Source organism: Alcaligenes faecalis, from assembly GCF_009497775.1.
In the GTDB taxonomy this organism is placed as follows: Bacteria; Pseudomonadota; Gammaproteobacteria; order Burkholderiales; family Burkholderiaceae_B; genus Alcaligenes; species Alcaligenes faecalis_D.
In genome coordinates this window covers 3,351,837-3,366,257 of sequence record NZ_CP031012.1, presented here as the reverse complement: position 1 = coordinate 3,366,257, position 14,421 = coordinate 3,351,837, and the positions used below count along the sequence as shown (strand labels likewise).

The window sequence follows — 14,421 nt, the reverse complement described above, 5'->3', positions numbered from 1 at the left end:
TGTCTGGATCAGGCCGTAACGGTAGCGCGCGGCTCGCTGGCCTCTTGTGCGGGAATCCCCACTTCACCACGTTGATGCAAGGTGACGCTGGTATCCAGTGGTGGCAGCTCGCCATTCATGGCGCTGTTGAGCTGATCGGCATCCAGTTCGCCTTCCCAACGGGCAACCACAATGGTGGCAACCGCATTGCCCACCAGATTGGTCAGCGCACGGCATTCGGACATGAAGCGGTCAATACCCAGGATCAAGGTCATACCGGCAATAGGCACCGAAGGCACTACAGACAGGGTGGCTGCCAGGGTAATGAAACCGGCACCCGTCACGCCTGCTGCCCCTTTGGAGCTGAGCATTGCAACCAGCAATAGCAGAATCTGCTGCTGCAAGGTCAGTGGGATATCACAAGCCTGAGCAATGAACAGGGCTGCCATGGTCATGTAGATATTGGTGCCGTCCAGATTGAAGGAATAGCCCGTAGGCACAACCAGGCCCACAACCGACTTGGCACACCCGGCACGTTCCATCTTCTGCATCAGGGTAGGCAAAGCCGCTTCCGAGGAGCTGGTGCCCAGCACCAGCAGCAGTTCTTCACGGATGTAGCGGATCAGCTTGGTGATGGAAAAGCCGTTGTAGCGGGCCACGGCACCCAGAATGATCAGCACAAAGAGCACGGAGGTGACGTAGAAAGTCACTACCAGCAGCGCCAGGCTGGATACGGATTCAATCCCGTATTTACCAATGGTGAAGGAGATGGCACCAAAGGCCCCGATGGGGGCGGCTTTCATCAGAATGGCCACCAGCTTGAACACAGGCGTCATCAAGGCTTGCAGCAGTTTCAGCACCGGCTTGCCGTGATCGCCCACAGCAGCCAGGGCAATACCAAACAGCACGGCCACAAACAGCACCTGCAGGATGTCGCCGCCGGTAAAGGGGCTGATCAGGGTGGAAGGGATGATGTTCATCAAAAAGCCCGTCAGCGTGCTGTCATGGGCTTGCTGCACGTAGCCCTGGATAGAACTGGGGTCCAGGGTGTTGGGATCAATGTGCATGCCATGGCCGGGCTGCACGATATTGCTGACCACCAAACCCACAATCAGGGCCAGCGTGGAGAAGGTCAGAAAGTAAATCATGGCCTTGCCCACCACACGGCCCACTTTTTGCAGGTCCGTCATGGCGGCAATGCCGGTGGCTACCGTCAGGAAAATGACGGGCGCAATAATCATCTTGACCAGCTTGATGAAGGCATCGCCCAGGGGCTTCATGCTCTCGCCCAGCGAGGGGTAAAAGTGGCCCAGCAAAATCCCGATAGTGATGGCGATGATGACCTGGACATACAAAATCCGATACCACTTGATTTTGACGATCTGCGGTACCGAACGGTCTCCTGTGCTTATATCCATCATGATGTCGTCTCCGTGACTTGATGCAGCCGACTTGGCAGTCAGCTGGTGGCCCGCTTGGAATTGTGTGTGGGCAGGCGGTTTAAGCTCGCCGGAATCCTTGTCCCGGCCCATAAGCTCATGACTAAAGCAACATCCGTGCCAATCTGCTCGCAGGCAGAAAACCAGTAAATAAGCGGCTTGCGGGCTGGAGACTTCCCCGCTATCTGTATATGTGTGCGAAAATCCGCACAGGGATTACTATTTTTTGGCGATATTTCGCACAGGTTTCATGAACTCCATTTCGGTTTCTTCGAGCATGCAGCGTCGCTTCAGGCTCGAATGGTTGCTGCTGCTGGGCTTGGCCGTGGTGCTGGGGCTATTTGCCTTTTGGCGCTCGGCCGATTTGGGTACGGCTCGCCTGCTGACACAAAGCGAGCAGCGGCTTGATTCATTGATGCGCGGTAATGCAGGCTGGATCAGGACGATTCGCGACAAATTCCGCACCCTGTCCTTTGCGCTGGCGCAGGACGAGGCGCTGCGCCAATACCTGATGGGCAACCCCGCCTATGGCGATGCCGAGGCCTTGAACCGCAAGTTCGAGCAATTGGCCGAAGATACGGGCGCTCCCGTGCTGTATTTGCTGGATATCCATTCGCAGACGCTCGTGTCCAGTAATTGGCAGGAGCCCGACAGCTTTGTAGGCAATCATTACGGCTTCCGCCCTTACTTCACCAAAGCCCTGGAGCAAGGGCACGCTGAATACTTTGCCTTGGGGACTTCCAGCGGCAAGGCGGGTCTGTATATCTCCCGCATGGTGCAGGATCAGGATGGCAAGCCCGTTGGTGTTGTCGTGATCAAGCTGGTGTTTGATCTGCTGGAGCAAGAGTGGGAAGGCTATGGTGATCGCATGTTTGTCAGCGATCCCAATGGCGTGATTTTGCTAAGCGGGGAGCCGGGCTGGCGTTTGCATAGTCTGGATCAAGCCGCGCCGGAGCAATTGGCAAAGCTGCGGGCCAGCCAGCAGTTTGGGGACGAGCCCTTGGAGCCGGTGGGTTTGAGCATGTCGGATTCAGGCGAGCGGGCCTCTTTCTGGACACTGGGGCAGGAACGCTTCTTGCATGTGCAGCAGCCGGTAGTAGGCAGTGACTGGACTTTGCACGCGATGGCTCCTATGGATGCCGCTTTGCAGACGCAGGCTTTTCAATCCCGCCTGATGGTGATGGGACTGCTATGCGCGGCACTGGTGTTGACGGCTCTGGCGCTGCAACGCAGCCAACAGCGCCGGGAAGCGCAGGCGCGGCAGGAGCTCTTGCGCGATGCGCTGGAGGAAGCGGTGGAGTCCCGCACCGCCCAGTTGCAGGTGGCGCGTCGTCGTCTTGAGCAGGAGATGCAGGCCCTGCAAGAAGCCCGTTCGCGTGCACGTGATCTGCGTGAGCAATTGGAGCAGGCCGAGAAACTGTCCTTTCTGGGGCAGGTGACGGCAGGCGTGGCCCACGAGATCAACCAGCCTGTGGCGGCGATTGAAGTCTATGCCGACAACACCTTGCGTTTGCTGGATCAAGGCCAGACGGAGACAGCACGGCAGAACCTGTCCCGTATTCAGATGCTGACCCAACGCATCGGCAGCATCACCTCTCAGTTGTGTCATTACGCCCGCAAGCCTCAGGAGCAGGAAGGCCCGGTACGCGTACGCTCGGCCGTGGATAGTGCCTGGCAGTTGCTGGAGCACAGGGCACGGGCTCAAGGTGTAGATCTGGAGCTGGAAGGCGTGAACGAATCTGTGCGTGTATGGGCTTTGCCGGTACGTCTGGAACAGGTTCTGGTGAATTTACTGCGTAATGCACTTGATGCTCTGGAAGGGAGCCGTCAGGGACGCATTCGTATTGAAGTGATGAGCGAGCAGCAGCATGTGCGCATTGTGGTTTCCGATAACGGCCCCGGCCTGAGTCCGGAAATCCGCCAGCGCCTGTTTACGCCCTTTAGCTCCAGTCGCCGCCAAGGCGTGGGCCTGGGGCTGGTGATCTCGCACGATATTGTGGCGGCCCTGGGTGGCCGTTTGGAAGAAGGGCCTTCGCGCCTGGGTGGTGCCACGTTCCATATCGTGCTGCGCAATGCCGATAGCGAGCTGGGCCAGGGAGAGAAATAAGAATGGAAGTCGCATTTGTCGATGATGATGCGGACCTGCGTGCCGCGGTGGTGCAAAGTCTGGAACTGGCGGGCCTGAAAGTGGTGGCCTGTGCCAGCGGGCAGGAGGCCCTGAGCCGCTTGCCCAAGGATTATCCCGGTGTGGTGGTGACGGACATTCGCATGCCGGGCATGGATGGTCTGGCGCTGATGCAAGCTTTGCATGCTCGTGATCCCGAGCAGCCCGTCGTGCTGATTACTGGCCACGGTGATATTGATATGGCCGTGCAGGCCATGCACGATGGTGCCTTTGATTTTCTGACCAAACCCTATCAGGCCGAACGCTTGCTGACGGTGATACGTCATGCCGCCATGCAGCGCAGTCTGGTTCTGCAAAACCGTGCCTTGCGTGAGGAACTGGACGAGGACGGCCAAGGCCCGGCGCTCTTGGGCAATTCAGAGGTCATGGTCAATTTGCGCAGCACCTTGCGGCATCTGGCTCAGTCCGATGTGGACGTGCTGGTGGAAGGGGAAACCGGCACAGGCAAGGAAGTGGTGGCCATGTTGCTGCACCGCTGGAGCGCTCGAGCCCAGCATCGTTTTGTGGCGCTGAACTGCGGTGCCTTGCCCGAAACCATTATTGAAAGCGAGCTGTTCGGTCATGAAGCCGGGGCTTTCACTGGCGCGCAGCGCAGACGCGTGGGCAGCGTGGAACATGCGCATCAGGGCACGCTGTTTCTGGATGAAATCGAAAGCATGCCCATGATTGCGCAGGTGCGCCTGCTGCGGGTGCTGGAAACCCGTTGCGTGACTCCCCTTGGCTCCAACGAAGAGCACCCGGTGAACATCCGCGTAGTTGCCGCCAGCAAGGTGGATTTGTCCGACCCTGCTCAGCGTGCGAATTTCCGCGCAGATTTGTATTACCGACTGAACGTGGTCACCTTGCGTCTGCCGCCTTTACGGGAGCGCAAGGAGGACATCCCCATGCTGTTCGCCCACTTTGCTGCGCTGGCTGCCAAGAAGTACGGCATGCCGCAAAAGATGCCCGATGCACGCAGTCTGGCCTATATGCAGTCACATCACTGGCCGGGCAATGTGCGCGAGCTGGCACACTTTGCGCAGCGTGAGGTGCTGGGTGTGCAGCATCCGGATATCAAGGAGCTGGAAAGCGAGGATTTGAGCCTGCCCGCCCGCATGGAGCAGTTCGAGTCGCAGCAGATACGGCAGGCCCTGGCGCGCCATCGTGGCGATATCAAGGCGACCTTGCAGGATCTGCGTATCCCGCGCAAAACCTTTTACGACAAGTTGCAGCGGCATGGCATTTTGCGCAGCGACTTTGTGGAAGAGGGGGCGCAGGGCGATTGATTCGCCAGAGCCTTACAGGACTGTCTGTCTTGCCTGACTTGCTTGTGTCCGGATTTACCTGACTTGGGCAGGACCTGTTCGGATCCTATCTCCAGCTGCACACAGCAAGCTGCGCAGGTTTTGTCTGGAAGTTCCTGGGCAATAAAAAATAGCGGCCAAGGCCGCTATTTTTATTCCCAACAAGGCGTGAAGCCTTATTCCTGCATGCCAGGGACGATGCAGTTAAAGCCGGCGTCAACGTGCGTGATTTCGCCCGTGATACCGCTGGCCAATTCGGACATCAGGAAGGAGGCGACATTGCCCACTTCTTCGATGGTGACGTTGCGCTGCAAGGGAGCGTGCGTCTCTACGAATTTCAGAATGGTGGAGAAGTCCTTGATGCCGCTGGCAGCCAGAGTCTTGATAGGACCGGCCGAGATGGCGTTGGCACGAATGCCGTACTCGCCCAGAGCCACAGCCAGGTAACGCACGGAAGCTTCCAAAGCAGCCTTGGCGACACCCATGGTGTTGTAGTTGGGGATGGCTTTTTCAGCGCCCAGGTAGGTCAGGGTCAGCACCGAGCTCTTGCGGCCTTTGAGCAAGGGCAGGGCAGCCTTGGCCAGTGCGGGGAAGCTGTAGGCCGAGATGTCTTGCGCAATGCGGAACGATTCGCGCGACAGGCCATCCAGGAAGTTGCCTGCAATGGCTTCGCGAGGCGCAAAACCAATGGAGTGCACCAGACCGTCCAGGCCGTCCCAGCGCTCGCCCAGCGAGGCCATGGCTTGTTCGATCTGATCGTCTTCGGACACGTCACAGGGCAGCACGATATCCGTGCCCAGTTCTTTGGCAAAGCCTTCTACGCGTTCCTTGAAACGCTCGCCCACATAAGTCAGGGCAATATCAGCACCTTGTTGGCGACATGCTTGCGCAATCCCGTAAGCAATAGAGCGATTCGAGAGGACGCCTGTGACCAGGATGCGTTTTCCTTGCAGGAAACCCATGCTGAAAATCCTTTATGTAATTAGTGGGTGGACTTAGCCACGAATATTGGAACCAGGAACACGCAAACGTGTCCCCCTGGAAAGAGAGTTGCCTTTGATATTGTTCAGGCGTCGCAGTTCAGCCACCGAAGTGTCGTACCGTTTGGCCAAGGCGTAGAGTGTATCGCCCTGTCGAACCGTATGGGTGCGCACATTGGCGCCGCGACGCAAAACAACAGTGTCATTCTTGCGGTTGACGCTGGCCGTTTGCACACGTGCACGGCTGGCGGTCTGGGCCACGGGGGCGGCCGGTGTATTGGTCAAGGAGGCCAGTTGCAGGCTGCCTTCACCCAGGGTGGTGCTGGGCACCAGCAGCGTCTGGGCGACGGCCTTGGTGCTCTTGCTGCCCAGACCATTGATGGAGCGCAACTGCGACAAGGTAATGCCGTGGCGCTGGGCAATGGACAGGTAGCTTTCGCCACGCTTGGATTGGTAGGCTTTCCAGTTGCTGAGCTTGCCTTGGTAGGCCGCCAGATTTGCATTGAAAATATCTACCTTGTTGGCGGGCAGCAGCAAGGTGCCGCGATCAGCGGGGATCGTGGGGCGATTGTGGGCGGCGTTCAGGGCCTTGAATTCGTCCACGGAGATTTCAGCCAGTTCAGCGGCAAGGGCTACGTCAATGTCCTTGTTCTTGCGCACGGCGGTGAAATACGGTGTGTTGCTGACCGGAGGCAGGGTGATGCCATAACGCTCCGGGTTGGCGACGATATTCTTGATGGCTTGCAGTTTGGGGACGTAATTGCGTGTTTCGTCCGGCATCTTCAGCGATAGGTAGTCAACGTCCAGGTCAGCCTGTTCGTTGCGCTCCATGGCACGACGTACCGAACCCTCACCCCAGTTGTAGGAAGCCAGAGCCAAATACCAGTCGCCCTGGAATTCGTACAAGTAAGACAGGTAGTCCAGAGCAGCGCGGGTGGACTCGACCGGGTCGCGGCGCTGGTCTACCCACCAGTTCTGCTCCAGCTTGTATTGCGTGCCGGTGCTGGGGATGAACTGCCACAGGCCGGAGGCGTGGGAGCGGGAGTAAGCCACGGGGTTATAGGCACTTTCCACAAAAGGCAGCAAGGCCAGTTCGGAAGGCAGACCGCGGGCATCAAGCTCGTCCATGATGTGGTACAGATAGCGCGAGGCGCGCTGGCTCATGGTACGGATGGATTCGGGGTGCGAAGCGTAGTAATTGGTCCAGTAATCAACCAGATCGGTATGCAGATTGGGGATGGAGAAACCCCGGCGCATCCGGTCCCACGCGTCTTTGGGTGGGTGGGTCAGATCAATGGTGCGAGACGTATCGGCGGCAATGCTGGTGGAAGTCTTGGCGGCTTTTTGAGGGCTGACCTTGGGGCCTGTGGCGCAGCCTGCCAGCACGAAAGCGCATAGCAGCGCAAAAAGTCTCATTAGGTTCATTGCGGAATCTTCAGAAATTGTTTTTCCAGTCGCGCAGGCTGGCAAATACCTCGACAGGATTATTAAGGGACCGGGCGGCATGGTGCTCGGCAGCCTTGATAACAGCAGTCGTCTCGCAACGCAGAAACGGATTGGTAGCCAATTCTGTTTTCAAGGTGGAGGGCACCGTAGGCAAGTTTTGCTGACGCTTGAGATTATCCTGTTCCCAACGTTCATGCAGTTGGGGATTGTCCGGCTCTACCTGTAGAGCCCAGCGTAAATTGGATAAAGTGTATTCGTGCGCACAGCAGATCAGGGTGTCCGATGGCAGTTTTGCCAACTTGCCCAGGGAATCCGTCATTTGTGCCGGGGTGCCTTCAAAGAGGCGTCCGCAACCAGCAGCAAACAAGGTATCACCACAGAAAACAAAGGGCTGTTTTACCTCATTTTGACCAAAGTACGCAACGTGTCCGGCGGTATGGCCGGGGATGTCCAGCACGTCCAGCGTCAGTTCCAGCGTGGGTAATTCGACCTTGTCGGACTGGCCGACACGCACGTCACAGGTGGGCAGACGCTCGTGTGCCGGGCCCCAGACGCGGGCCGGGTGCCTGGCCAGGATATCCATGACACCTCCAACGTGGTCACCGTGGTGGTGTGTCAGTAAAATGGCATCCAGTTGTAAGGACTCGCGTTCCAGCCAATCCAGAACCGGGGCGGCCTGACCGGGGTCCACAACCAGGGCGTGACCGTTTCGACTTAAAGCCCATATATAGTTGTCGTTCAGGGCAGGTAGTGGAATCAGGCGAACATCGCTTGGCACAGGCCAGGTAAATGCATTCATCATGGTAGAGGGAGAGAGCGCCAGTGGAGCAGACTTTGAATGATCAATTTGCCCAGTGGTTGGAAACCGTGCCGGGGCGATATGTGCGGGCCTGGGAGCAAGCCGGAATCGATGCGGAGGTGGTCAACACCTTCGGGTATCATGCCATACAAATTGGATTGCCGCATTGGGACCTGCTGGCCCAGAGCCGGATCTCCTGCAGGGTATGTACCGCCCAGGCGGGTGTCTTGTCCGCCCAGCAAAAAAACCTGGTTTATGCCGAACCCGAGCATTTGCCGTTTGATACGCAAAGCATCGATCTTTTGATCCTGCCCCATACATTGGAAAGCGCCAGCGACCCGCACCAGGTGTTGCGAGAGGCCGAGCGCGTGCTGGTGCCAGAAGGGCGCATTCTCCTGACGGGCTTTAACCCTTTGAGTTTGTGGGGTGCCCACGACTGGATTCCGGGTCTGGAACGGGGAATCCCCACCTTGCCGGGCGACGTCCTGTCCCCCTCGCGCTTGCGCGACTGGTTGAAGCTTTTGTCCTTTGATGTGCAAAGCACGCAGATGGGCTGTTATGCGCCTTTGTGCCGCCAGCAGTCCTGGCTGGATCGCTGGTCCTGGATGGAGCAAAGCGGGGCGCGCTGGTGGAGCTTTGCGGGGGCCGTCTATATGATTAGTGCCGTCAAACGCACGCCTGCCTTGCGTATGGTCGGGCCCAAGTGGAAGAAAAACCGTCGGCGTGTGCGTCGGCCTATGGTGGTTGCTGGACGCGCTGCCGATGAAGGAATTAGCAAGACATGACTGATGTTGTCGATATTTGGACCGATGGTGCCTGCAAGGGCAACCCAGGGTTAGGTGGCTGGGGCGCCTTGTTGCGTCATGGTGGGCGCGAAAAAGCCATTTGTGGTGGCGAGGCCGATACCACCAATAACCGCATGGAACTGATGGCCGTGATAGAGGCTCTGAAAGCCTTGAAACGCCCGTGTCAGGTGCGGGTGCACACCGATTCGCAGTACGTACAGAAAGGCATGAACGAATGGCTGCCCGGCTGGAAAGCCCGTGGCTGGCGTACTGCCGATAAAAAACCCGTCAAGAATGCCGACCTGTGGCAGGAGCTGGAGCAGCAGGCCGCCAAACATGAGCTGACCTGGCTATGGGTACGGGGTCACGCGGGCGATCCCGGTAATGAGCGTGCGGATCAGCTGGCCAATGAAGGGGTGGAAATAGCCAGGCAGTTATAAGATCTTGGGCAGATTCTCTGCCCGCTGATAGTACTATTAGCCACCCGTCATATTTTGTCAGACAGCTTTACCGGCCTGGCCGGTCAGGATAAGCCGCCCATGATTTCCACGCTGCGCCCCACGATTTTCTCTCTGTTTCTTGTGCTGTTTGCCAGTAGCAGCCCCAGTTGGGCGCAGTCTGACGCCACGCGAGTGGAAGTGCTGCCAGTGCGGCAAAGTGAGTTGATTCGTGATGTGGCGGCAGTGGGAACCCTGGTGGCCAGAGAGTCGGTCGTCCTGCGCCCCGAGATCAGCGGTCGTATTTCCGCAATCAGTTTTGAAGAAGGTCAGCCCATCAAGAAAGGCCAGCTCCTGATTCAATTGGACCCGGCCATGGCACAGGCGCAATTGAATCAGGCGCAGGCAAATTTGAATCTGGCCAATAGCCAGCACAAGCGTTCTTCGGAGTTGAGCCGTCAGGGCTTTATCAGCCAACAGGCCAAAGATGAATCCGGCAGTCGTTTGGCCGTCCAGCAGGCCGAAGTGCAATTGGCACGCGTGCAGTTGGACAAGACCCGTATCCGTGCTCCTTTTGATGGCGTGACTGGCTTGCGTAATGTGTCGGTGGGCGACTATGTCGGACCCGGCACGGATCTGGTGCAGCTGGAAGCGGTTTCCACCTTGAACGTGGACTTCCGTATCCCCGAACAGTATCTGGCCGATGTGAAGGCCGGTATGCCGGTTGAGTTGCGTTTTGACGCTTTCCTGGGTGAAACCCGCCATGGCTCCGTACTGGCTGTCAGCCCAGCCGTCGATACGGCGGGCCGTTCCATTTTGCTGCGGGCCCAGGTGCCGAATGAAGATGGTGCCCTGCGCCCCGGTTTGTTCAGCCGCGTACGTCTTGAACTGTCGCGCTACCAGGCCTTGATGGTGCCCGAAACCGCCTTGGCACCTTCGGGGCAGGATCAGTACATCTATATTGTGAAAGACGGCCGGGCAGAGCGCCGTCAGGTGCAGGTTGGTGTACGCGAGCAAGGCTGGGTGCAAGTCACAGGCGATCTGAAAGCGGGTGACAATGTGCTGGTGGCTGGGCTGCAAAAGGTGCGTGATGGTGTGCCGGTCGATATTCAGGAAGTGATCGACGTGCAAACACAGCCGCAGCAATAGGACGGAATCATGGTTCTCTCTGATTTATGTATCCGTCGCCCGGTATTCGCCACGGTTCTGTCTTTGGTGATTGTGCTGGTCGGTTTCATTTCCTATGAACGCCTGACCGTACGCGAATACCCCGCCATTGATGAGCCGGTGGTGTCCGTCATCACCAACTATAAAGGGGCTTCACCAGAGGTGATCGAGTCCCAGGTCACCAAACCTTTGGAAGACCAGTTGTCCGGGATTGAGGGCGTGAACGTAATGACGTCACGCAGCCGCTCCGAACGTAGCCTGATCAACATCAAATTCAATCTGGACCGGGCCCCCGATGCGGCCGCGGCAGACGTGCGTGACAAGGTTTCGCGCGCCCGCCGCTTTTTGCCCGACGAGGTGGACGAGCCCATCATTAATAAGGTGGAGGCAGACTCCACCCCAATTATTTATGTAGGTGTGGATACCGGCGACTACAGCATGCTGGAGGCCTCGGACTACATCAACCGCTACATTAAAACGCGCTTGTCAGTTTTGCCCGGTGCCGCAGAGGTGCGCGTGTTTGGCGAGCGCTTGCCCGCCATGCGTATCGACCTGGACCGCACCCGCCTGGGCGCGTACCAGTTAACGGTGCAGGATGTGGAAGATGCCCTGCGCAAACAAAACGTGCTGATTCCGGCGGGCCGTATCGAGTCCGGTGCGCGCGAGTTCTCCGTAGTGTCTTCCACCGACCTGGAAACGCCCGAGGAGTTTCGCAACATCATCATCAGTCAGGCAGCGGGTTATCCGGTGCGCATTTCCGATATTGCCGACGTGCGTATCGGGCCTGCCGAAGAGCGGGTCCTGGCCCGTTTCAACGGACAAAACAGTTTGAATATTGGTGTGACCAAGCAGTCCACCGCCAACCCGCTGGATTTGTCCAAGTCCGTGCGGGCGGAAGTAGAACGCATCAACGAGAGCTTGCCGGGCAATATGAAGCTGGCCGTGTCTTATGACAGCTCCATCTTCATTCAGAAATCCATTGATTCGGTGTACACCACCATTGCCGAGGCCATCTTGCTGGTGGTCCTGGTGATTGTGTTTTTCCTGCGTAGTTTCCGCGCCAGCATCATCCCCATTGTGACGATTCCGATCTCTCTGATCGGGGCCTTCGCCATCATGTACATGCTGGGCTTTTCCATCAACACGCTGACTTTGCTGGCCATGGTGCTGGCGATTGGTCTGGTGGTGGACGATGCGATTGTGGTGCTGGAGAACGTGTACCGCCATATCGAAGAGGGCAAGACGGCCATGCAGGCCGCTTTCCTGGGCGTGCGTGAAATTGCCTTCGCCGTGATTGCCATGACGCTGACCCTGGTGGCGGTGTATGCACCACTGGCTTTCGCCACAGGTCGCACCGGACGATTATTCATCGAGTTTGCCCTGACCCTGGCCGCTGCCGTGCTGGTGTCCGGTTTCGTGGCCCTGACCCTGACTCCCATGATGTGCTCGCGCATGTTGCGTCCGCATGGCGCGAAAGTGGGCCGTATCAGCCAGGGTATCGAGAACTTCCTGGTCTGGTTGACGCGGGGTTACCGTCGAGTCTTGATTCGCGCCTTGCGCTGGCGTTTTCTGGTCTTGTTTATTGGTGTGGCCGTTGCTGCGACCAGTGGCCTGCTGTTTACGGTCATCAAAAGCGAACTGGCTCCGATTGAAGACCGGGGTGTGATTTTCGGGATTGTGAATTCGCCCGAAGGGGCCACGCTGGACTACACCTTGCACAATGTGGAGCGGGTGGAAGAGCTGTATCGCGGCATACCGGAGACAGAGGGTTACCAGTCCATCATTGGTTTCCCTACTGTGACTGACTCCTTTGCGATTTTGCGCTTGAAGCCGTGGGAGGAGCGCACACGTAACCAGCAATCCATTGCGCGTGAACTGCAACCGCATTTCTCTGCTATTCCCGGTGCGCGTGCTTTCCCCACTAATCCGCCCTCTCTGGGACAGCGTGCCACTTCCAAGCCGGTGGAGTTTGTCATCATGAGCCAGGCACCCTATCCGGAGCTGGCCAAGATCGTGGACGGTTTTCTGGCCGAGCTGAGAGATTATCCAGGGCTGCTGAACGTAGACACGGACTTGCGTTTGAACACACCGGAAATCCGCATTGATGTAGACCGAGACAAGCTGGCCGATACCGGCGTATCGGTGGAAGCCGTAGGCCGCACTCTGGAGTCTATGTTGGGCGGGCGTCAGGTCACCCGTTACAAGAGCGACGGTGAACAGTACGACGTGATTGTGCAGGTGGACAAGCAGGCCCGTTCCAGCCCGCAAAACATTCTGGATATATACGTGCGCACCAAAGACGGTGGAATGGTGCAGGCTTCCAACTTCCTGAATGTGCGCGAAAGCGTATCGCCACAATCGCTGAACCACTTCAACCGCTTGCGGGCGGTGATTGTAGAGGCCTCGGTAGCCCCCGGTTATGCCTTGGGTGAAGTGCTGGAACACATGAATGAAGTGGCTCGCAAAACCTTGCCGGAAACCGTGCAGACGGACCTGGATGGCCAGTCGCGCGAGTTCCGGGATTCCTCGGGCAGCATCTATCTGGTGTTCCTGATGGCCCTGGCCTTTATTTATCTGGTGCTGGCCGCGCAGTTTGAAAGCTGGCGCAATCCGCTCATCATCATGCTGTCCGTACCCTTGTCCATGACGGGGGCCTTGCTGGCCCTATGGCTGTCGGGCGGGACCTTGTCCATCTATAGTCAGATCGGTTTGATTACCCTGGTGGGGCTGATTACCAAGCACGGTATCCTTATTGTGGAATTTGCCACCCAGCAACGCGAAGCTGGGGCCAGTTTGTACAATGCCGTGGTGCGTGCTTGCGAGATGCGCCTGCGCCCCATCTTGATGACAACTGGCGCCATGGTGCTGGGGGTCTTGCCGCTGGCCTATGCCTCCGGGGCGGGAGCCGAATCCCGTCAGCAAATTGGTTGGGTGCTGGTGGGCGGTTTGTCCCTGGGTACTTTGCTGACCTTGTTTGTGGTGCCCGTGGCCTACACCCTGATTGCCGGCAAGAAAGTGGGGCAGGACAAGCAGCTGGAATTGATTGATAAGCCCGAGGCCTCTGTCTAAACCTGTGGTTCTGGTCTCCAGGGTAGCTGGCAATACAGCTGCCTTGTCGAAGGCCGTGACCGTGATTGAATTTGTAGGGAAAGTGAATGCGTCAAATTATTCTGGATACTGAAACCACCGGTCTGGAGCCACGCGAGGGGCACCGCATCGTTGAAGTGGGTGGGGTAGAGCTGTTCAACCGTAAATTGACGGGCCGTCACCTGCACTTGTATCTGAACCCGGATCGGGATTCCGACCCTGAGGCTTTGGCGATTCACGGCTTGACCACGGAGTTTCTGGCTGGCCATCCACGTTTCAAGGACGTGGTGGATCAGGTGCTGGATTTTGTGCAGGGCGCGGAAGTCATTATTCATAACGCCTCCTTTGACACGCGCTTTCTGGATGCCGAGCTGCAAAAGGTAGGGAAGGGACCGTTCTCGCAGTATTGCGACAGCATCACCGACTCCTTGCTGGTGGCGCGGGAAATGCACCCTGGTAAACGAAACTCCCTGGATGCCTTGTGCGAACGCTACGGCATTTCCAATTCTCACCGTACCTTGCACGGCGCTTTGCTGGACTCGGAATTGCTGGCTGATGTCTGGCTGGCCATGACCCGTGGCCAGGACGCCTTGCTGATGGATTTTGACGAGTCCGACGGCCAAGGTGGTGACGGCAGCGATCTGAGCCTGGGCAAGTTTGATACCAGCGTGCTGAAAGTGCTGCGCGCGTCCGAAGCGGATCAGGCCGAGCACGAGAAATACATGGATTTGCTGGAAAAGCAGAACAAGAAGCCACCGATGTGGCGCGAGATGCTCAATCCCGCAGCAGAGTAATTATTTAGGAAAATAGCCGGCCCAAATCTTGTTAATAGAG

The 14,421-nt window shown here is 57.7% G+C and carries 11 protein-coding genes; 7 read left to right on the top strand and 4 right to left on the bottom strand.

Annotation, left to right across the window (positions count from 1 at the left end; all coding sequences use genetic code 11):
* Window positions 1–8: 8 nt before the first annotated feature.
* Complete coding sequence (locus tag DUD43_RS15540) at window positions 9–1,400, bottom strand: dicarboxylate/amino acid:cation symporter (RefSeq protein ID WP_153230987.1); 1,392 nt, start codon at window positions 1,398–1,400, stop codon at window positions 9–11.
* Between the two features lie 268 nt (window positions 1,401–1,668).
* On the opposite strand from DUD43_RS15540, the gene DUD43_RS15535 reads away from it, so the two are divergent.
* Both DUD43_RS15535 and DUD43_RS15530 read left to right on the top strand, forming a co-directional pair.
* Window positions 1,669–3,525 carry a sensor histidine kinase gene (locus tag DUD43_RS15535; protein WP_228125818.1) on the top strand — a complete coding sequence of 619 codons (1,857 nt, stop codon included), beginning with the start codon at window positions 1,669–1,671 and terminating at the stop codon, window positions 3,523–3,525.
* Between the two features lie 2 nt (window positions 3,526–3,527).
* Window positions 3,528–4,868: a sigma-54-dependent transcriptional regulator gene (locus DUD43_RS15530; RefSeq protein ID WP_153230986.1), complete on the top strand. Its 1,341-nt coding sequence runs from the start codon at window positions 3,528–3,530 to the stop codon at window positions 4,866–4,868.
* A gap of 194 nt (window positions 4,869–5,062) precedes the next feature.
* On the opposite strand, the gene fabI is transcribed toward DUD43_RS15530, so the two are convergent.
* From fabI to gloB, 3 genes are read right to left on the bottom strand one after another with little or no spacing between them, the layout of a single operon-like run.
* Window positions 5,063–5,848 (bottom strand): enoyl-ACP reductase FabI, encoded by a 786-nt coding sequence (gene fabI / locus DUD43_RS15525; RefSeq protein ID WP_153230985.1) that lies wholly within the window; start codon window positions 5,846–5,848, stop codon window positions 5,063–5,065.
* Window positions 5,849–5,881: 33 nt separating this feature from the next.
* On the bottom strand, window positions 5,882–7,291 hold the full coding sequence (locus tag DUD43_RS15520) for a transglycosylase SLT domain-containing protein (RefSeq protein WP_194273405.1): 1,410 nt from the start codon (window positions 7,289–7,291) through the stop codon (window positions 5,882–5,884).
* Between the two features lie 10 nt (window positions 7,292–7,301).
* Window positions 7,302–8,111 carry a hydroxyacylglutathione hydrolase gene (gloB, locus tag DUD43_RS15515; RefSeq protein ID WP_416202952.1) on the bottom strand — a complete coding sequence of 270 codons (810 nt, stop codon included), beginning with the start codon at window positions 8,109–8,111 and terminating at the stop codon, window positions 7,302–7,304.
* Between the two features lie 23 nt (window positions 8,112–8,134).
* On the opposite strand from gloB, the gene DUD43_RS15510 reads away from it, so the two are divergent.
* The 5 genes from DUD43_RS15510 (at window position 8,135) to dnaQ (ending at window position 14,381) form a co-directional block, all read left to right on the top strand.
* Window positions 8,135–8,896: a class I SAM-dependent methyltransferase gene (locus tag DUD43_RS15510; RefSeq protein WP_153230982.1), complete on the top strand. Its 762-nt coding sequence runs from the start codon at window positions 8,135–8,137 to the stop codon at window positions 8,894–8,896.
* Complete coding sequence (rnhA, locus tag DUD43_RS15505; protein ID WP_042486244.1) at window positions 8,893–9,336, top strand: ribonuclease HI; 444 nt, start codon at window positions 8,893–8,895, stop codon at window positions 9,334–9,336. The genes DUD43_RS15510 and rnhA overlap by 4 nt, the downstream gene beginning before the upstream one ends.
* Window positions 9,337–9,435: 99 nt before the next feature.
* Window positions 9,436–10,482, top strand: coding sequence for an efflux RND transporter periplasmic adaptor subunit (locus tag DUD43_RS15500; protein ID WP_153230981.1), 1,047 nt, complete (start codon window positions 9,436–9,438; stop codon window positions 10,480–10,482).
* 9 nt (window positions 10,483–10,491) lie between these two features.
* On the top strand, window positions 10,492–13,569 hold the full coding sequence (locus tag DUD43_RS15495; RefSeq protein ID WP_153230980.1) for an efflux RND transporter permease subunit: 3,078 nt from the start codon (window positions 10,492–10,494) through the stop codon (window positions 13,567–13,569).
* An 86-nt stretch (window positions 13,570–13,655) separates the two neighbouring features.
* On the top strand, window positions 13,656–14,381 hold the full coding sequence (gene dnaQ / locus DUD43_RS15490; protein WP_153230979.1) for a DNA polymerase III subunit epsilon: 726 nt from the start codon (window positions 13,656–13,658) through the stop codon (window positions 14,379–14,381).
* Window positions 14,382–14,421: the final 40 nt, after the last annotated feature.

What these genes read in the sequence shown, in the direction of transcription:
- gloB (WP_416202952.1), bottom strand. Translation starts at nt 8,111, where the DNA reads ATGAATGCATTTACCTGGCCTGTGCCAAGCGATGTTCGCCTGATTCCA.
- rnhA (WP_042486244.1), top strand. Translation starts at nt 8,893, where the DNA reads ATGACTGATGTTGTCGATATTTGGACCGATGGTGCCTGCAAGGGCAAC.
- DUD43_RS15535 (WP_228125818.1), top strand. Translation starts at nt 1,669, where the DNA reads ATGAACTCCATTTCGGTTTCTTCGAGCATGCAGCGTCGCTTCAGGCTC.
- fabI (WP_153230985.1), bottom strand. Translation starts at nt 5,848, where the DNA reads ATGGGTTTCCTGCAAGGAAAACGCATCCTGGTCACAGGCGTCCTCTCG.
- DUD43_RS15520 (WP_194273405.1), bottom strand. Translation starts at nt 7,291, where the DNA reads ATGAACCTAATGAGACTTTTTGCGCTGCTATGCGCTTTCGTGCTGGCA.
- DUD43_RS15540 (WP_153230987.1), bottom strand. Translation starts at nt 1,400, where the DNA reads ATGATGGATATAAGCACAGGAGACCGTTCGGTACCGCAGATCGTCAAA.
- dnaQ (WP_153230979.1), top strand. Translation starts at nt 13,656, where the DNA reads ATGCGTCAAATTATTCTGGATACTGAAACCACCGGTCTGGAGCCACGC.
- DUD43_RS15530 (WP_153230986.1), top strand. Translation starts at nt 3,528, where the DNA reads ATGGAAGTCGCATTTGTCGATGATGATGCGGACCTGCGTGCCGCGGTG.
- DUD43_RS15495 (WP_153230980.1), top strand. Translation starts at nt 10,492, where the DNA reads ATGGTTCTCTCTGATTTATGTATCCGTCGCCCGGTATTCGCCACGGTT.
- DUD43_RS15500 (WP_153230981.1), top strand. Translation starts at nt 9,436, where the DNA reads ATGATTTCCACGCTGCGCCCCACGATTTTCTCTCTGTTTCTTGTGCTG.